Below are 17,695 nucleotides of genomic sequence, written 5' to 3' on the forward strand. Positions count from 1 at the left end.
AGTTTTAAAGATTCGTTCATTTCGTAATTAAATATTATAACTATTTATAAAGGTGTTTAAGCTTTATCTTTGTTTTGTCAATGTTAAAAATACTTATTTACTATTTTATTTCTATCTTTTTTACCTCTTTTCCCTTCCTTACTTCGATTGCCAATCAGAAAAGTTTCCATTCTTTTTCAATGCTGTTTTCTAAAATAGCAATTTAGTTCGCTTCTTTTCAGCGATTCATGTCAATTATTTCGCCGTTTGATGAAATTCATGATTTGTTATTGTCCTTCCAACTTCATTAAGATAGCTATAGTTAGAATTCCGTTCTTCGTCAGATAATGAAAGGAGGAGCCCATTGAGAGAACTTCAAATGAATTTCATTACGAATACTGCAACGATTCGTTGGATGCGCATTCTTGACTTGTTTGAGTTGGAGCCTCTTTGTTCAACCCGAGCATTGGCAAAGGCATCTTCAAGTACGACGCGAACGATCGTAACTGATATTACGGATATGAAAACTCACTTTAAAGAGGCAGTCCATATTGATTCTTCTCATAAAGGCTACATTTTCACTATTCTCGACCCAGCAAAATATATGACTGCCAAGCGTGCGTTGATCGCCGACGAAATTCTTTTTCATATAGTGGAAAGTATTTTTCAACATGAGGAGATGCGTTCTTCTGAGTGGGCAGAAAAATACCATATTTCGGAAAGTACCGTTCTGCGTTATTTGAGAAAGGTACAGCCTGTGCTTCGTGAGTATCAGTTACAGCTGAACTTTAATCCGATCACTTTTATTGGTGATGAAATGAACATCCGAAAATTTTTTCACGATTTTTACTATGAATCGGAAATAATGGCACACACGATTTTTCCTCCGATTGCGATACATGACATTACCGTTAAAACCTTCTCTGACTGTCAGCGAGCCAACAAGCAGGCTTGCTCATTTGGTGAGCTGAATTATTACTTATACATAACCCTCGAACGCTATTGTGTTGGGCAACCAGTTCAACTCCCTCAACCTATCATTGAACTGTTTTCTGACACAGAAGATTTTCAAGAGTTTGCTGAAATCAACCACTATATTTTTGACCATTATCAAAAATTTTTGCCACAAGATGAAATTCTCTATCTATTTCTGCTGGTTTGGAGTCGTCGCTCCATCAGTGACATAGCCGGAGAAGAACTCTTTTGTCAAAAATTCAATCAGTGGTCGGAAATCAAACAATTGGCCAATGATTTTGTAGTCGATTGTTTCTCGGAATCGAAGGATATCCATCGCGAGCGTATCTTAATCGAATCTTTTTTTACTGTAGCTAAAATCAAGCAATTACTTTCCCCCTTATTAAATCATAATATTGCGGATGTCAATCTCTACGTCCAGCGTCTATTTCCAACCTCTTATCAAAAATGTCTGAATTTTCTTGCAAAACATCCATTAGCTTCAGCGATTTGGGATAAAAATTGTCTTCAGCATTTAAGTGCCAGTCTGACGATTTACTCGGAATCGATCAAGTCTCATTATTGGCACTCAAAAAAAAATATTGCCTTCTTGTTTGAAGGTCCTTACATTCTTTGCCAATATTTAAAAAGCAGATCCATGCATTACCAGCATAGTTCAAAAAATTTTTTCTTTCCGGATTCCAATGAATTGTCACCGGATTATTTAACGGCGAATCATATTGATCTTGTCGTGACAAATTACACCGAATATGTTTCCGACTACGCAAATGACATTGAGTGTCTGATTTTCAAAACTTTTCCCGATAAAAATGACTGGAACAAATTAGCCAAGCGTCTAAATCCTCACATGAATGATTAACACTTCCTTATAATAGTGAAGGAAATTGTTGCATTTTTTCTGGTAGTAAGTGTCCTATGAAAACTAACACTCATTCTATAGCAGTTTGCTGTAAGAGCGCTGTGCCTTCATTTATTAAATTCTGGTTTAAAAAATGAAACGAAGTTGGATGATCGCTCTATTACTACCTCGAGAGATTCCTCTTGCGAGTGAAATTTCTTGATTTCGGTGAAAGGGATGGGTTGTCTGGATAGTCGCGGTTATTTTCAAGACCTCGTTTCCTTCATTCTGCTTAGGACTGTTCCCTTGTCTTATTTCTTCGAGAAGCCTCTCTCTTGCCTTAAAAGGGCAGTAAGGCTGGCTGCCGCTTAACGTTTTCTTTTGGTGGTCCACTTGAGTTGTCTATTATGCTTCAACTCGTTTCCCACAAAAAAAGCGTATCTTGCCAAACATCAATGATACTTGATGTTTGGTACAAGATACGCTTTCGTTTGGTTTAATCTAAAATCGTGACTTTCACTTGGCGACGACCCCATTGCTTACATTGAGCGACATTATCAAAGTGAACATCAATGATGTTTCCTTTGATCGCACCTCCTGTGTCTAGGGCTAACGCTACGCCATACCCCTCAACATGTAGCAATGTACCTAATGGAATCACACTTGGATCTACGGCAACCGCCATTGGATTGCTACGCAGGTCTGTGCCACTAGCAGTGAGGTGACTTGCACCTTTTTCTGCATAGGAGTATGCCGTTGATTCCATAATCATTGTTTTCCCACTTGATGGGGGATTACTTGCATTCGAATTGTTGGAACTATTGCTGGTACTATCATTTGTGGTACTATTCTCGGTCGTACTACTTGAATTGCTTGAGCTGTTTGATGCTGAATTTCCATTCGTCGTAGATGACGTTTGACTTGAACTTTCCTTCGCTGCCTTTTCAGCAGCCTCACGTTCTTTTGCTGCTTGTTCCGCCGCTTCTTTCGCTGCTTTTTCTTTGGCTGCTTTTTCAGCTGCGATACGAGCTTCTTCAGCTTCTTTGCTAGAAGCAATCTCTGCTAAAGTCGATTCATTCTCTTTAAGCTGGGTCTGCAAATTGGCAATTTTACTATCCAATTCTTGGGCCTGTGCTTCCAAAGAAGATTGATCTTTTTTTAACGACTCTTGGGTGGATTCTGCTTTTTCTTGCAGAGATTCCAGTTTTTCTTTTTCAGAGGTCAACGAATCGATTTTTTCTTTTTCAAGATTTTGCAGCATCGTCATTGCATAAGCACGATTGATAAACTCTTGGATATTGGAGGAATCCAACAAGACCGTCCAGTCTCTGGTTACTCCACCATTGATTTGAATTTCTTTCATTCGTTCTGCGACGACTGCTTCCCGTTTCTCGATGGTTGCTTGTGCTTCTTTTATTTCTTCTTTTGTTTGTGCCAGTGTTTCTTCATTATCAGCGATTTGTGCTTTTAGTGCTTCAACCTCGCTGTATTTATTATTGACATCGGTCAAAGCGATTTGTACTTCTGTACTGATTTGCTGACTTTGCTGCATGACCGCACTTTCTTTCTCCTTCAATGCATCCAGAGATTCAGCCTGCGCAAAGATCGGCGTAATGATCCCTGTCGCAAAGACTGCGACGACCATGGCACGTAATTTCTTTGCCTTCAAAAAATTCCCTCACTTCTCACTATGGTTTCCAACGCTTATTATTATACAAATTCTTGCGTCAAGATATATTGCAGCTATTTTACAATTTATTACAATTTCCACCTAAAGTGGGAGCAATTAGAGACTATTAAAAAAATTTTCTCGTTAAAGTGGGAAGGAAAAGGCTTGAAAGGGTATTTTTTATTGTAATATTCCTGTAACATTAATCTCTTTTCTTGCGTAATTCATCAACAAATCGACGCAAGTCTTGTACATTGGTGATTTCATTGATTTGTAACTTTTGAAAGTTTTTTAAAAGTCTCCGTTGATGAAAATTCAGTTTGGGCAACGTATCTCGCAATTGCTGCCAATCGATAGGAAGTTCCGAAACATATTCTTGCCACGTGCTTTTCTTTTGTTCCAAACTTTCTGTTATGCTGGCTTTCTGTTGTTCCACCGCCTGATTCAGGCGTTGAACTGCTCGTTGAAAACCGGCTAGGTTGGCTAATGTATAGCCCATATCCATTGACATCAGCATCAACAAGCCTACCGGTAAGTAAAAACCAAATCTTTCCGATAGCGCTTGTACCAGTACCAACATTTGCGGATGAACAAAGCGGACGATCACGACACAGCAAATCCCCCAAAAAATAGAAATGGGTACTGCCACCCGGCCATTGATATTCATAAAAACATTGTGGTAATCCCACCAAGAAGCATGAAACATTTTTTCTAATAAGTAACTTGTCAGGTATTCTAGCAAGGTCACTAAAATAGCCGCTGCAATAAATAGCAGCAGCAACTGGTTATGTAACGGTCGCAACAAAAAAACAACGCCTAAAATACCAAAGCCATAGATTGGGGTAATAGGTCCAATCAAAAAGCCGCGATAGACGAAGTGCCCAGCGTTTAGTGAGCAATAAATCGTCTCCCAGAGCCAGCCGATAAAAGAATACAAGAAAAAGAGCAAAACGATTTGAATAAATGCAGTCATAGAAATCTCTCCTTTTTAACGAATGATAAAAAATCCTGCTTTTGAAAAGAGTATATATAATAGTAGAAAAAACTTCACGCTTCTTCTAGTATACCCTTAGTTTGTCGTTAAAGAAAAGAGTTGCTTGCCCTTTTCGTTCCCTGTAATCATCTTCCTTTTCCAAAAAGAATCGAAGGATGGCCGGCATCTTTTAAATTATAGCCGCACAATTCCTTTGTGTAAGTGCAATGATCTAACTCAATGTTCTCAATGATTTCTTCCTCTGTAAAATCTTGAAAATCAAAATCACTGATATAGCTTCTCAAAAGGACCAATTTAGCATCCAACAAGATAATCTTTTGTACACTTTCCCAAAAATCTGTCTCAGATTCTCGGACGATTTTTTCTATTTCTGCCTCCGTTATTTGCCAATATCTATGAACCAAAGGCAGACATTCGCTCATCGCTTCAAAATCAATATCCCCACGCATCTTTTGCAAATATTCTTTGACATCTGGATAAAACATCCGCTCACCTCTGTTTTCTAGTTTCTTCCTCACCTTGACAGTGGTTGCCCAATGATTGGTAGCGCTTGTGCAATCATCGATGGCGTTGATCCAATGATTCCGCAAGTATCCTACATTTATGGATCAAGGAAGGCTTCTACTTTTATATAGAATAGCAAATGATTTACAGGTTTTATAATCAAATTTTGCATCATGCAAGGAAAAATATGTACAATCTCTTCCATTCATTCTTATTCGTCTTCAAAAATAAACAAGGTTGCAACAAAAAATCACTTAAGTCTTCATAAAAATGAGTTTTTAGAAAGTTCGATCTGTTGCCTTATTCAGAGGCTTATTATAGGATGAAAAAAATAAGTTAAAAAAATCAAAAGGAGAAAAAAATGAGAAAGCAAATGGTTTTGGGGTTACTGGGGGTTGTCTTATTTTTTGCAGGTTGTACTGAAAAGCCAACGGAAACGACACAGTTCTCAAAGAGTAACGAAAGCACGCAGCTGTCTTCTGTGGTGGAAAGCAGCAGTTCTGTCGAAAGTGTATTGCCTGTTGAAACACAGCAAATCACCGGTGTAAGCGGGTATACCTATTCCCTTGAATTCCCGAAAAATTGGCGTACGGTTGCTGATTTTGAATCGCTAAATCCGGATAATGATTTTATGTTATCGGATTCGTTGCAAACAAAATTTTTAGCGGCTGTAGTGGAATCTAAGCAGGATTTTGCGGATTTTGATAGTTATCTTGCGTTAGTGCAAGACAGTCTAGGAACAAATTTCAATACAGATGCGACATTTTTGCCGCTGCCAAATACCCAAACTCAGATGGTCGATTTTGCTGCGACTGTTGAAGGATTGAACATCCACTACTTGTATTACGTTATCGAAACGGACAACAACTATGTTCAATTATATGGTTGGACTTTGGAAAGTCTCTTTGACTCATCAAAGGATGAGTTAACAAAAATCATGGATAGTTTTCAAGAAACCGCGCAATAAGCCGTACTTTTCTTCTATAGTTATCAAAATAAAACCGAACGTTAGAAGCTGTTGCTTGCAACCAATCAGCCGCTAAAATTTTGCTGATTGCTTCTTTCGTTCGGTTTTTTCTTGTGTAAAGATTTTGTTTCGCTAATTGATTCACTTCTTCTCGGTTGCTTGCAGATTGCTGTCTTTATTTACTAACGATCAATCGTTGACCAACAAAAATCAATGAGCCGCTGATATTGTTCCACTGCATGAGCTGATTGATAGAAACACCATATTTTTGGGAGATTCCCCATAGCGTATCCCCAGACTTGACAGTATAAGTCTTCGTGCTAGAAGCACTGCTAACTTCTTTCACATAAGCACCACTGACCCAGCCCTTGCCTTCTACTCGGTACCAGGTACTGTTGCCATTGACATTAGTGCCTTGTTTTTGGGCCACTGCTTTAAATGTTGCATTGTTGGCCAATGATCCTACTACACTAGCTGTTGTCGAAGCATTAGAACGAATATTCAAGACAGCAGTTGTTTTGAACTGCTTATTGATGGTTTGTTCTGAATTATTACTATTATTAGAGTTATTGTTAGATCCAACTTCTTTGACATAGGCACCACTGACCCAACCTTTGCCTTCTACTCGATACCAGGTACTGTTGCCATTAACACTGGTGCCTTGTTTTTGGGCGACTGCTTTAAAGGTTGTATTGTTGGCCAATGATCCTACCACACTGGCACTGGTTGAAGCGTCTGACCGAATGTTCAGTGCTGCCGTTGTCTTGAATTGTTTGTTGATGCTTTGCTCCGCATTATTGGAAGTATTGCCATTTCCACTACCGCCCCCCGTTGCTGAATCAAATTGAGTCAAATTATAGGTTTCGATCAAATTATTCAGCTTGCTGGCATAAGTAGTATCTGTGGCATATCTACCTTGAAGCCATTGTGTCGCATCGCGGTACGAGGATGTATTTGATTTCCAAGCACCTGAATAGAAATAGACGCCCGCTGAAAAAGAAGTGGTTTTCAAGACATGGGCATTGTCTTCAAAGGATTCTTTCAGAGAAGGGTACTTACGGAACTTGGCCACGATCTCATAAAGATTGCCTTTTCCATCATCTTCCATCGTTCGCATTTCGACGTATTGACCATTATAAGAACCTTTGATGCCGAACATATTGTTGGCTTGTGTCGTAAGTGTGGATTGTCCCCATCCAGATTCAAGAATCGCTTGTGCGATCATCACCGATGCATAAAGATCATTGACGCTGGCCACTTGTTGTGCCATGGGGCCTACTTGCTGAATGAAGGCTTGCTGGGTATTCGATCGAGCCATCATTCGATCAACGTTAGGCATGATTTTGGTTTCTAATGCGATTCGCTCGGCTTCCGTCAGCATTGGAAGATCACTTGCTTCTGGGGCATTCGTTTCCCCACTGATGGAAGAAGTCGTAGAGTCTTCGGTTGATGGAGTGGTTATTGACTCACTCTCCGAAGTATTATCCTTTATGGACGAATCGGACTCGGCTGCTGGTGATTCGATTTTTTGACTCTCTTCCTGCGATTCTGCAGAATCAGAAGAATCTACGGTACTAGTTGTCGCAACTGTCGGCTGATCAACCACTTGTACTGTCGTGTCATTCGACTCATCCACAGAAGCTGCCAGTACACCTACTGGTAATAAATTCATCGTACTAACAAGAGCAGTAGTTGTCGCTGCACTTTTTCGGTATAACGAACTGCGTTTTTGCCGTTGCATCTCTTTTCGAATCTGTTTTCTGCTTTTCATTTGTCTCTCCTTCTATTAACACTGTAAGTCTTCCCAGTCTGAAACCGTGAGAATCGGTTGCACTGGGACAAATCTTTGTAAAGATCAAATCATTAATTGACTCTAACTGCAAAGTTTGGAGTATAGTACGCCGTATTGCCCACAGAAACGGTCTGTCCTGGACGAGGGGCATGAATATATTGGTTGTCGCCTAATGAGATTGCTACATGATTTGTACTGCCGGCAGCACCCCAAAACAGTAAATCACCAGGCTGCGCTTGACTAACAGAAATTACTGTCCCCGCAGTTTCTTGAGCGACTGTCCAACCACCGATATCTTTTCCGGTTACTTGCAGATAGACATAACGGGTAAATCCAGAACAGTCAAAACTATCTGGCCCTTTTGCTCCCCAGACATAAGGCTTATTGAGATGCTTGTATGCTTCTGCCACAATTGTAGCGCCAACATTCCCACTTGGCGCAGACGGTGTAGGAGGTGTAGGCTTAGAAACAGGAGCAGGTTGAGGGTCAGGATTGCTGTTGCTCGCGCTTGCTGTCGGCGAAGAAGAATCCGGAGCAGGTACAGAGCTTGTTTCACTACTCGTCGGTGTTTCTTGGATATCCCCTTGAACATCAGTGGATTCTCCTTGAGCAGAATGTTCGGTTTCAGAAGAACCAGCTTCAGAAATCGAAGAATTTTCAGAAGACTCGGTAGTCGTTGGCACTAGCTGATTTTCAGCTGCTGCTTGCTGTCTTGCTGCAATGCGTTCCGATTCTTCTCTGATTCGGGCTTGTTCTGCCTCGTGTGCTTCTTTTTGAGCGATCAATGTTTCCTTTTCGGTTTCTTTAGTTGCTTGTTGCAAAGCAAGGTTTGTCTGCATAACATTCAGGTCTGCTTGTTTGGACTCAAGCTCCCCTTTTTGGGCTTCTAGCTGCCCTTGCATTTGTTGTAGTTCTGCCATTTTGGTTGCTGCTTCATTTTTCTTTGTTTCAACAGCTACCTGATCTGCTTGTTGCTGTTGGATCATCTGATTATTGGCACTGACGATCGTCGTCATCCCATGGAGCCGTTGTACAAAGTCACCAAAAGATTCGGAATCCAAAAGTACGGAAATAAGATGATTACTTTTTCCATTGACTTGAGTATCCCGCGCTTGATTTTGGATCGCTACTTGACGTTTCTCGATCCGTGCTTCCAAATCAGTCACTTCTTGTTCTAAATCAGCGATTTCATCCACCAGTGTTTTCTGCTGAAGGACTAACTCAGCTGCTTGTTCATTAATACCAGAAACCTCATTAGTCAACTGAACAATTTGTGCCTGTACTGATTGATACTGTTGTTGCAATTCAGCCACTTCGTTATTTTTTTACTGAATCAATTGATCATATTCATCGGCGAAGACGGTGGTTGGGATGACAGGACTTATCAGCGTTATAGCACAAATACACACGGATGTTACCAGTTTCTTTTTCATTTCCTCCTCCATTTCGTCAATTTCAGTCATCAAATTACGTTTATTTGACATATTTATTCTAACATATTCCTTAACGCAACCCAATCGATATCCCGTTTACATTTTGGTTACAAGTAAAATCAGCTGTTTTTTTATTTCAAATTCAGGCCTCAAAAAAGAACAATCCCGAGAAACAGCCCCTTTCGATACAAAAAAAGCTTGTTTCTTGACCTATATTTGGAAGGATTCTTTGGATAAAGCCTGTTCTTGATTTCAAAGAGATTGCAAAAAAGCTGTGATAGCCATAAATCCAAGAGTGAATGAATCACTTCCTTTGTTTATCTGCTCTCACAGCTTCGCTATTTTTATCGATAAGGCAATAGTGTTCGCATGACTTGGATTTGATGATCAATTTGTTCTTCTTGAATATGACCTGTCAAAGCCAAAATACCCAGACCTTCAATCACAAACATATAGTTTTCAGCAATTGCTTCCAAGTTTCGGTCTTCAAGCACCTCTTGGGCGACACCAACTTGAAAAATCTCTTGAATCGTTCGCTTGGTTTCGGTCAACTGTCCTTGCTGCAATGAGCTGGTTTCTGCTGATTTATGCGTATAGTAATATTCATAAGTTGCTCGTAGCATACTATCGGATATGCTATGCAACAGCCGATATTTATGGTCTTCAAAATATTTCGTTAAAATCGTTTCAAAAGAAGCATTCGCTTTGATCATTGCTCGAACTTCATCAAAGCGCCGTTGTGATCTTTGTTGGAGCACTTCTAAGAAAATGGCATCTACCGAGGGAAAATACAAGTAAATGCCCCCACGACTAATGCCGCATTCTTCGATGATATCTTGCATTGTCGCATCGATCAATCCTTTTTTACTGAATACCACTTTCGCACTTTCCAGAATGGCTTCTCGTTTTTGGCGCTTCTTCTCTTCGATCGGTTTTTTCATGATTCCACCTCACTTTATTAATGACACCAGTGTCATTATATTGTATAATCATCCTAAGTTAATAAATGACACTCGTGTCATTTATCATGAAAGGAAGTTTTCTTATGAATACGAAAAACAAAACCTATCGTTTGGTCATCCGCGGGATTCTAACGGCAATCATTATTTTGCAGACTATGGTGCCCTTTCTCGGCTTTATCCCCATTGGTATAACCAGTTTGACGATCATTCATGTCACTGTCATTATTGCGGCAATCGTCTTAGGAACAAAAGATGGGATGTTTATCGGTTTGATTTGGGGAATTTTCACGATCATTCGTGCCTTCACCTCTCCAACTACACCTTTAGATATCACGGTGTTTACCAACCCGATTATCTCAGTCCTGCCAAGGGTATTAGTAGGTCTTGTAGCCGGTGTCTTGTTTACTTGGCTCTATCGCAAAACAAAAAAAGTCGTGGTAGCTTCGATCGTTGCCGCAATCTTTGGCACTCTCACTAATACTGTCTTGGTCTTAACATTGATGGGAACCTTATACACTCATTTGGTGGCTACTACTTATGGCGTTGATGCCTCCGCGTTGTTCGTGACATTAGGAGCAATCGCATTGACCAACGGTGTTTCTGAAGTGATTACAGCAGTGATATTAACACCGATTCTAGCCAAAGCCCTTTTTGCAGCAACTAGTCTACGGCCAGAAACACGCTGATCTTCTTGGCAATTGAATTGGTTTTTGTCTTTAGCTTTATCCTATCATTTTTTTCTACAACTGCAAACTCGATGATGGCTCATGATCAAATAAAACCAGCAAAAAAAGACCTCACAGTGGAATTGATTCCTTGATTGAAGGAATCAATCCACCTCTGTGAGGTCTTTTCGATTATCTATAAAAAAAATGTCGTGATCAATGCAAGGATTGCTAAGCCACCTTGAGTGAAAATGATTTTTTTATCACTCGTGATACTGCCATATAAAGCGACCAGAATAATATAAATCAAAAGTAATCGGCTCAATTCCACAGGAGCGGACGCAAAAAGCACGCTATACAGCAACCCGATACCGATCAATCCATTATAGATCCCTTGATTTTTGAACAATGTATTCACTGATGGGCGTTGCAATTCTTCTTTTGTTAAATGGAACACACGCTGCGTTCTTTCTGAGGTAGTCGCAAAAGTTTCCAGATAAAGAATAAATAGAAATTCCAATGCTACCAACAGAATCAAAACCGTTGAAATAACCGTCATTTTATTTCCTCCCTTTTGATAAGTCTCTTCCCGATACTTTATCATAAGGTATAACCGTCTGTTTTCCTATTTTCATGCTTCGCTGAATAGACAAAAAGACATTTCGATTTATTTAAACGTCGTGATTTTCTCAGCATCCAAACGAATGGATTCATAGCCGGATTCTTTGGCTTGTCCAATAGAAACGATCAAAACAGGAACATAGCGTTCTGGATCCATGTCAAAAGCTTCCGCTAATTGATCGGCTTCAAAGCCGCCAATTGGATTGGTTTCGTAACCATGAGCACGGGCAACTAGCATCAATTGCATTGCCGCCAAACTAGCATCTACTTTTACGATGGAAGACATTTGTTCTTTTGAAAAACTCTTGTAATAAGGAATGATCGTTGCCAATTGTTGGTCTCGAACTTCGGCAGGCATTTTCCCTACCTCCACCGCATGATTGTAGATCTCTTCCCCCAATTCATAACAAGCTAAATCGCCAAAAATCAAGATCATTGCCGAAGAAGTATCATTTTGACGGGTATTAAAGCGGATCAAAGGTTTCAGTTTCGCTTTTTGATCGTCACTCTCCACGACAACGAAGCGCCATGGCTGCATATTGACAGAAGAAGGCGCCGTTGTTGCTTCTTGAATCATGGCTAACATCTCTTCCTGGGAAATTTTGACCTGCTCATCATAGACTCGGACAGATCTTCTATTGAAGGTAATATCTGAAAAATCGTTATTTACTCTATTGGTTGACATCGTACTGGCCTCTTTCATTTAAGTAATTTATCTAACAGCTGCAAGAATACAGCCGCTTCGTCTTCGGTCAAGGATAGCGTTAATGCTTTTTTCTCTTGCTGGTTTTCACAGGCAGACAGTTCTTGTTGGGCTTTGGGGGTTATTTCTACAAAGACTTCACGATTGTTGGCTTTGTTTCTTTCCCGAGCCACGTAATTCTTTTGTTCTAAAATTTTTAAATGCCTGGTAACTGCTGCACTATCAATCTTCAATTCAGTCTGTAACTCAGATTGCGAACAACGTCCATTTTCTTTGATGAACATCAGCAATTCATATCGGGTCAGACTGAATCCGGTGCTTTTTTCAAAGTCAGTAGTCAATTCTTGATTGGCAATTTTCAATTGATAAAGCAAGTGGCTGATTTCTCTTAGTTGCATGGGCTGCTCCTTCCTAACCATTGACTTGTCAATCGTTGACTCGTCAATAATAACTTTTTTTCTTACATTTGTAAATCACTTTCTTAGATAGACAAAAGGCACCCAAAAAAGCCAACCTGATCGTTGGCTTTTTTGGGTGTTGTTTCACTTCAATTGAAAGGCTTTTTTCAACCCCATGACAACCAGTGTGGAAAGACTGGCGGCTACAAAAATAATTCCCCATGTACCAGCTTCCAATGGTGAAGTGCCCAATAGTTCATTCATGAAAGGGACATAAACAGCTGACAACTGCAACCCGATGGAAAGGAGCAGTGCCCCGATCAATGGTTTATTTTTAAACAAAGACGTGTCCAAACCAAATCCACTTTGTTTGCGAACATTAAAAATATGCATCAGTTGTGCAACTGCCATGAAAGTAAACGTGGCAGTCTGGGCATAAGCCAGTTCATGACTGGTCTGGATCAAGAAGCCAAAGAAAGCAAATGCCGTCAATCCGATCACAACACCGCTTAAAATAATTCGTCCTAAGAAGCGCTTATTGACCAAACTGTCTTCTTTGGAACGCGGCTGGCGTTTCATCAAGTCCTCTTCTGCCGACTCAAAGGCCAATGCCATCGCAGGCGCAATATCGATCACTAGATTGAGAAACAAAATATGCAGCGGTTGAATTGGCATCGGGAGCAGAAAAAGGACACTTAGAAAGATCGTTACGATTTCGACCATATTACAAGAAAAAAGGAAAGAAACGTATTTTTTGATATTGTCAAAGATGATTCTCCCTTCTTTGATTGCCTCGACGATCGTTCCAAAACGATCATCCGTCAAGATCATATCCGAAGATTCTTTGGCGACTTCTGTTCCACGAATCCCCATCGCGATGCCAATATCGGCGCCATTAAGAGCAGGCGCATCATTCACACCATCGCCGGTCATAGATACGATCTCCCCTTCTTCTTGCAGTGCTTTGACAAGCTGTAACTTGTTTTTCGGTGACACTCGGGCAAAAACTGCTACGTCTTCAATTGCTTCATTAAACCCATCTTTTTCTGCCAAAGCATCAATCTCTTGCCCTGTCATTGTCTTGTCAAAATCAAATAGGCCGATTTCTTGCGCAATCATCGACGCGGTCTGCGGGTGATCCCCTGTGATCATTTTGACACGGATTCCCGCTTCTTGCGCGACTTTGACCGCTTCTTTTACATCGGTACGCGGTGGATCGATGATTCCAACAAATCCTTGGATTTCTAAATTCGCCAATGATTCTGTCAACTCCGTCTCCGATAAACCTCCCTGATAGTCACTGATTTGTGCCACGGCAATCACTCGTTGGCCATTGGAAGCTAATGTGTGGTTGATGTCGTTCAACTGTTTTTTGACAGATTGATCAACCGCAGCTTTCTCGATCAAAACATCTGGAGCACCTTTCATGATCAGTGTTCGCTGTTCTTTTTCATAGACGGTGATCATAAATTTGTTTTCTGAATCAAAAGGAAGCTCCGCAATTTTTTCAATGCCTTGATCCATCAGTGTTTGGCGCTCGATGCCTGCTTTTTTCCCTAAGACAACAAATGCGCCATCGGTGGGATCTCCCAAAACAGTAAACTGACCCTCTGTTTCTTTTAAAGAAGCGGTGGTACAAAGGGCCCCATTTTCAATCATTGCCTGAAGTGCTGATTCTGCCTTCACTGAAATTTCCTGTTCTTCCTTGAAAAAAAGTCCAACAGGTTCGTAGCCATTGCCGGTTACCGTATATTTCGTTCCATCCTTTAGAAGAATCTCAGTGATAGTCATTTGATTTTCTGTCAATGTCCCCGTTTTATCACTAGCAATGATGCTGGTAGCCCCCAAGGTTTCCACGGCAGATAGCGTTTTGACTAATGCTTTGTGCTCCGCCATGATCCGCATCCCGCGAGAAAGCGTAATGGTTGAAACAGCAGGCATAGCTTCTGGGATGGCGGCTACTGCAAGGATGATTGAGATATGTAGCATTTCCACCACTGGCTGTTGAGTTAGAACACCGGCAATCAAGACTGTCACTGCAGCAAAAAGTGCGGCAATGATGATTGCTTTTCCCAACTTATCCAGTTCAATATCTAAAGGAGTTTTCGCACTTTTATTTCCTGTCAGCATCTCACTGATTTTTCCGACTTCCGTTTGCATGCCGGTGGCTGTGACGACTGCATAGCCATTTCCTCTTGTCACGGCTGTTCCCGCAAAAACAACATTGCGGCGATCACCCAAAGGAACGTCTTCATCGTATTGGTCTGTGGCATTTTTTTCTACGGCTTCGGATTCTCCCGTCAATGCCGACTCAATACAGGCTAAATTACGGCTTTCCAGCAAACGAGCGTCAGCAGCTATGGCATCGCCTTCTGCTAGAACTAAAATATCCCCTGGCACGATCCCAGTAGATTCAATTTCCAGCACTTGCTCATCACGAATCACTTTTGCGGTAGTGTAAATCATTTTCTGAAGGGAATCAATTGATTTTTGTGCGCGCAACTCTGTCACAAAACCAGTCATTACGGCAATGATTACGGCGATCAACACGGCAATTCCTTCGATCGTTTCCCCCATCGCAAAAGAGAGTAATGCGGCTGCTACTAATAAATAAACAATCAAATTATTTACATTGTGCCATAACAATGTCCAAACAGAGGTTGCTGCTTGTTGGCGGATGGAATTTTCGCCATATGTATCTAAGGCTTCCTTTGCGGCTTGCTGACTAAGTCCTTTCCTCTGGTCTGAATGAAAATGTTCGAGAGTTTCTGTCGCTGTTCGTTGATAAAAATCGTCCATCTATTCTCCTCCTTCTAGGTGTAATAGCTTCGTTGGTAGTGACATTTTGACCAAGACAAAAAATGGCTTCAAGTAAAGTTGTTCAACTTGTGCTTGGAGTCATGATACGTGATTGACAAACGGACGGATTAACGGGATGATTCTTTTTTTGGGGAGGCTACCTGCTACCTAAATCAATGATGGCAGTTGCCAATAAAAATGGTCTTTCAAAAAGGTGTTGAATCAATATTTTCGACTAGAGAAATGATGCTTAGTGGTAAGGATTACTTTGTGAAAAGAGCGCTCTTTCCATCTTTAACTTATCATGAATCTAGAGACAGGTAAATTATTTTGCTTAAAAAAACGTATATCCGCTACTTAAATTGAAGAAAAAAGGATTTATAGTGATTTCCGACTGGTAAAAAGTGAATCTATGCGGATCCCTTGTTTTCACAAACCACTTGAAGAACATTCCTTAGACACGACCAAAATCTTCCTGTCATCAGGAAAAATCCATCTTTCGACGGAATCCCTTTTCTTACTCTTAAGATAAACTAAAAGAAAGGAGGGATAATTTGAAGAAGGTTTGGTATCGTAAGAAAAAGCTCATGGTTCCGCTGGCTTGTGTCTTAGCAATGGTCGGTTGGGAAGGCCTGGTAACGCTATTGGGGGTAACCCTCGATGATTCATTGAACCCCGACTATTCTCAGCATTCAAAACAACCGCTATTTGTAAAAAAATAAGCTGATTCCTTCAAGGACGATCTGCCTTCAGTAATCATCTCTTTTTTTGCTTTCGTCTTTCCGTCTCCAAATAAATATACGTTTTTTTTTGGTGCTAATTGAGTGCGGATCTCTTGTTCCAACCGGTCAATGACTGCATACTCATCCGAGGTGATTTTCGGTTGTATCACTAATTCGGCGACGACCAACAATTCATCAGGACCTAAATGGAGCGTTCGCAGATCAGTCACTTCCGTTACTTCTTCCGTCGCTAATGTCTGCTGGATTTTTTTCAAATCACTTTTTGACGCACTCTCCCCAATCAGCAAACTATAAAATTCTTTTCCTAAAAAGCCGGCTACGATCACTAAAAGCACACCACCGATGATTCCGCCTAATGAATCAAAGAGGGGATTGTTTGTGAGGGCGGTCAATAAAATGCCGATCAGTGCGATGCTTACACTGATCAATGCGAATAAATCCTCTGTAAAACCTAGTAGGATCTCACTCTCCCGGCTTTCTTTCAAAAAAGTGAACAAAGGCTGCTTGTCCGTGTTTTGTTGCTTGATTTCTTGCCAACCCCTTTGAACAGCTGAACTTTCAACGAATAATCCAGCAAAGAGAATCGCCACTACGAATTGAATATTGGTCACTTCATGGGCTGGATCGAAAAGATTTTGTCCTGCTTCTATCACTGCCAATAGTCCACCACCAAAGAAAACAGTCATCGCGACCACTGTGCTAAAAAAATAGGTTGCCCGTCCTTCTCCAAACTGATAAAGTTCACTCCGTCCCCGCTGAGCTCGCTTTTCCCCGATTGCTAGTAACCCTTGATTGAGACAGTCAATGACACTATGGATGCTTTCATTCATCAATACCGCACTGCCGCTGAATAAGAAACCAATGATTTTGACCATTGCAGTGACGATATGAGTGACTAAGACAATCCCTCGTGCATGGCGGTTCCCTTGATTGTCCTCTTTCATGTTAAGTCTCCCTTCTATTTTTTCGTCCAATAGTGCCAATGTTTTTTGATGAATGACAGTTTCAGACTTTCCCCTCGCATTTCTTAGATTTTCTTTTAGGATAGCACCTTCCAATCATCGAGGAAAACAATTGTACTTATGGAATCCTGCGAGGAACACACTTAAAAAAAGCCGCTGACAACAAAAAAAGAGACAATTCAGCATCGAAGGCTCCTTCGAAAGGCACAATAAACTCGCGGCATTGGCCAATGAATCTCAAGTTTTCACTGGTCCTATGGTCTCTTGCGAATAAGTGCTGTGGCTGTTTGTCTCTAGCTGTTTTCTCGCTTGTCTGCCTTGTTCAAAAGAATAGAAGGCATTGGCGAAGGTCGTTTTTCACTACTCGATATATTTTTCTAAGTGGTGGATCAATTGCGTGGCTCGCTCTTTAGAGGGTGAGAGAATCAATAACACATCAAACCCTGCCATGGTTGCTACGATGTCTTCCAGATCCATTTCATCAAGGTAATTGGCGATCACATCCGCACCGTTACTGATGGTGTGGATCACCGTGATAAATTCCACTTGTTCAATGGATTTCAAGTATTCATTCATTGACAGCTTCAACTTTTCGGTGACGTTCACTTCCGATGTAGCGATCACGGTATACTTGGTTTTTCCTTCTTTCGTATAGGTCTTGGCGATGTTCAATTCTCGCATATCTCTGGAG

15 protein-coding genes and 1 pseudogene are annotated in these 17,695 nt (G+C 40.9%); 4 read left to right on the forward strand and 12 right to left on the reverse strand.

The window, feature by feature from the left end:
* The first annotated feature begins 343 nt into the window (after nt 1-343).
* Nucleotides 344-1,813 (forward strand): helix-turn-helix domain-containing protein, encoded by a 1,470-nt coding sequence (locus Q0A12_RS09635; RefSeq protein ID WP_291292437.1) that lies wholly within the window; start codon nt 344-346, stop codon nt 1,811-1,813.
* A 475-nt stretch (nt 1,814-2,288) separates the two neighbouring features.
* Here Q0A12_RS09635 and Q0A12_RS09640 read toward each other — a convergent pair whose 3' ends face one another.
* The 3 genes from Q0A12_RS09640 to Q0A12_RS09650 form a co-directional block, all read right to left on the reverse strand.
* Nucleotides 2,289-3,461, reverse strand: coding sequence for a 3D domain-containing protein (locus Q0A12_RS09640; RefSeq protein WP_291292438.1), 1,173 nt, complete (start codon nt 3,459-3,461; stop codon nt 2,289-2,291).
* 202 nt (nt 3,462-3,663) lie between these two features.
* Nucleotides 3,664-4,434 carry a putative ABC transporter permease gene (locus Q0A12_RS09645; protein ID WP_291292439.1) on the reverse strand — a complete coding sequence of 257 codons (771 nt, stop codon included), beginning with the start codon at nt 4,432-4,434 and terminating at the stop codon, nt 3,664-3,666.
* Between the two features lie 146 nt (nt 4,435-4,580).
* Nucleotides 4,581-4,940 (reverse strand): hypothetical protein, encoded by a 360-nt coding sequence (locus Q0A12_RS09650; protein ID WP_291292440.1) that lies wholly within the window; start codon nt 4,938-4,940, stop codon nt 4,581-4,583.
* A 380-nt stretch (nt 4,941-5,320) separates the two neighbouring features.
* On the opposite strand from Q0A12_RS09650, the gene Q0A12_RS09655 reads away from it, so the two are divergent.
* A complete protein-coding gene (locus Q0A12_RS09655; protein ID WP_291292441.1) occupies nt 5,321-5,926 on the forward strand; it encodes a hypothetical protein in 606 nt (201 codons plus the stop codon).
* Nucleotides 5,927-6,101: 175 nt separating this feature from the next.
* On the opposite strand, the gene Q0A12_RS09660 is transcribed toward Q0A12_RS09655, so the two are convergent.
* The 3 genes and pseudogenes from Q0A12_RS09660 to Q0A12_RS09670 all read right to left on the reverse strand — a co-directional run bounded on the left by Q0A12_RS09660 (nt 6,102) and on the right by Q0A12_RS09670 (nt 10,092).
* Complete coding sequence (locus Q0A12_RS09660; protein ID WP_291292442.1) at nt 6,102-7,697, reverse strand: glucosaminidase domain-containing protein; 1,596 nt, start codon at nt 7,695-7,697, stop codon at nt 6,102-6,104.
* Nucleotides 7,698-7,789: 92 nt separating this feature from the next.
* Nucleotides 7,790-9,151: pseudogene (locus tag Q0A12_RS09665) on the reverse strand (NlpC/P60 family protein).
* 344 nt (nt 9,152-9,495) lie between these two features.
* Nucleotides 9,496-10,092 carry a TetR/AcrR family transcriptional regulator gene (locus Q0A12_RS09670; RefSeq protein ID WP_291292443.1) on the reverse strand — a complete coding sequence of 199 codons (597 nt, stop codon included), beginning with the start codon at nt 10,090-10,092 and terminating at the stop codon, nt 9,496-9,498.
* Nucleotides 10,093-10,196: 104 nt separating this feature from the next.
* Between Q0A12_RS09670 and Q0A12_RS09675 the strand changes: the two genes are divergently transcribed.
* Nucleotides 10,197-10,799, forward strand: a complete 603-nt coding sequence (locus Q0A12_RS09675; protein ID WP_291292444.1) for an ECF transporter S component — start codon at nt 10,197-10,199, stop codon at nt 10,797-10,799.
* Nucleotides 10,800-10,974: 175 nt separating this feature from the next.
* Here Q0A12_RS09675 and Q0A12_RS09680 read toward each other — a convergent pair whose 3' ends face one another.
* The 4 genes from Q0A12_RS09680 to Q0A12_RS09695 form a co-directional block, all read right to left on the reverse strand.
* The gene (locus Q0A12_RS09680) at nt 10,975-11,337 is read right to left on the reverse strand and encodes a DUF1304 domain-containing protein (RefSeq protein WP_291292445.1); all 363 of its coding nucleotides are present in this window, start codon (nt 11,335-11,337) and stop codon (nt 10,975-10,977) included.
* A 108-nt stretch (nt 11,338-11,445) separates the two neighbouring features.
* Nucleotides 11,446-12,084 carry a nitroreductase family protein gene (locus tag Q0A12_RS09685; protein WP_291292446.1) on the reverse strand — a complete coding sequence of 213 codons (639 nt, stop codon included), beginning with the start codon at nt 12,082-12,084 and terminating at the stop codon, nt 11,446-11,448.
* 14 nt (nt 12,085-12,098) lie between these two features.
* Nucleotides 12,099-12,500: a MarR family transcriptional regulator gene (locus Q0A12_RS09690; RefSeq protein ID WP_291292447.1), complete on the reverse strand. Its 402-nt coding sequence runs from the start codon at nt 12,498-12,500 to the stop codon at nt 12,099-12,101.
* Nucleotides 12,501-12,644: 144 nt separating this feature from the next.
* Nucleotides 12,645-15,299, reverse strand: coding sequence for an HAD-IC family P-type ATPase (locus tag Q0A12_RS09695; protein WP_291292448.1), 2,655 nt, complete (start codon nt 15,297-15,299; stop codon nt 12,645-12,647).
* Between the two features lie 554 nt (nt 15,300-15,853).
* Between Q0A12_RS09695 and Q0A12_RS09700 the strand changes: the two genes are divergently transcribed.
* Nucleotides 15,854-16,021, forward strand: coding sequence for a hypothetical protein (locus Q0A12_RS09700; RefSeq protein ID WP_291292449.1), 168 nt, complete (start codon nt 15,854-15,856; stop codon nt 16,019-16,021).
* Here the strand turns inward: Q0A12_RS09700 and Q0A12_RS09705 are convergent.
* Nucleotides 15,985-16,986, reverse strand: coding sequence for a cation diffusion facilitator family transporter (locus tag Q0A12_RS09705; protein ID WP_291292450.1), 1,002 nt, complete (start codon nt 16,984-16,986; stop codon nt 15,985-15,987). The genes Q0A12_RS09700 and Q0A12_RS09705 overlap by 37 nt on opposite strands.
* A gap of 378 nt (nt 16,987-17,364) precedes the next feature.
* Nucleotides 17,365-17,695, reverse strand: a 331-nt coding sequence (locus Q0A12_RS09710) for an ArgR family transcriptional regulator (RefSeq protein WP_291292451.1), incomplete at its 5' end; no start/stop codon positions are given.

This window comes from Enterococcus sp. (assembly GCF_022711995.1).
Lineage (GTDB): Bacteria > Bacillota > Bacilli > Lactobacillales > Enterococcaceae > Enterococcus_D.

What these genes read in the sequence shown, in the direction of transcription:
- Q0A12_RS09645 (WP_291292439.1), bottom strand. Translation starts at nt 4,434, where the DNA reads ATGACTGCATTTATTCAAATCGTTTTGCTCTTTTTCTTGTATTCTTTT.
- Q0A12_RS09650 (WP_291292440.1), bottom strand. Translation starts at nt 4,940, where the DNA reads ATGTTTTATCCAGATGTCAAAGAATATTTGCAAAAGATGCGTGGGGAT.
- Q0A12_RS09655 (WP_291292441.1), top strand. Translation starts at nt 5,321, where the DNA reads ATGAGAAAGCAAATGGTTTTGGGGTTACTGGGGGTTGTCTTATTTTTT.
- Q0A12_RS09660 (WP_291292442.1), bottom strand. Translation starts at nt 7,697, where the DNA reads ATGAAAAGCAGAAAACAGATTCGAAAAGAGATGCAACGGCAAAAACGC.
- Q0A12_RS09670 (WP_291292443.1), bottom strand. Translation starts at nt 10,092, where the DNA reads ATGAAAAAACCGATCGAAGAGAAGAAGCGCCAAAAACGAGAAGCCATT.
- Q0A12_RS09675 (WP_291292444.1), top strand. Translation starts at nt 10,197, where the DNA reads ATGAATACGAAAAACAAAACCTATCGTTTGGTCATCCGCGGGATTCTA.
- Q0A12_RS09680 (WP_291292445.1), bottom strand. Translation starts at nt 11,337, where the DNA reads ATGACGGTTATTTCAACGGTTTTGATTCTGTTGGTAGCATTGGAATTT.
- Q0A12_RS09685 (WP_291292446.1), bottom strand. Translation starts at nt 12,084, where the DNA reads ATGTCAACCAATAGAGTAAATAACGATTTTTCAGATATTACCTTCAAT.
- Q0A12_RS09690 (WP_291292447.1), bottom strand. Translation starts at nt 12,500, where the DNA reads ATGCAACTAAGAGAAATCAGCCACTTGCTTTATCAATTGAAAATTGCC.
- Q0A12_RS09695 (WP_291292448.1), bottom strand. Translation starts at nt 15,299, where the DNA reads ATGGACGATTTTTATCAACGAACAGCGACAGAAACTCTCGAACATTTT.
- Q0A12_RS09705 (WP_291292450.1), bottom strand. Translation starts at nt 16,986, where the DNA reads ATGAAAGAGGACAATCAAGGGAACCGCCATGCACGAGGGATTGTCTTA.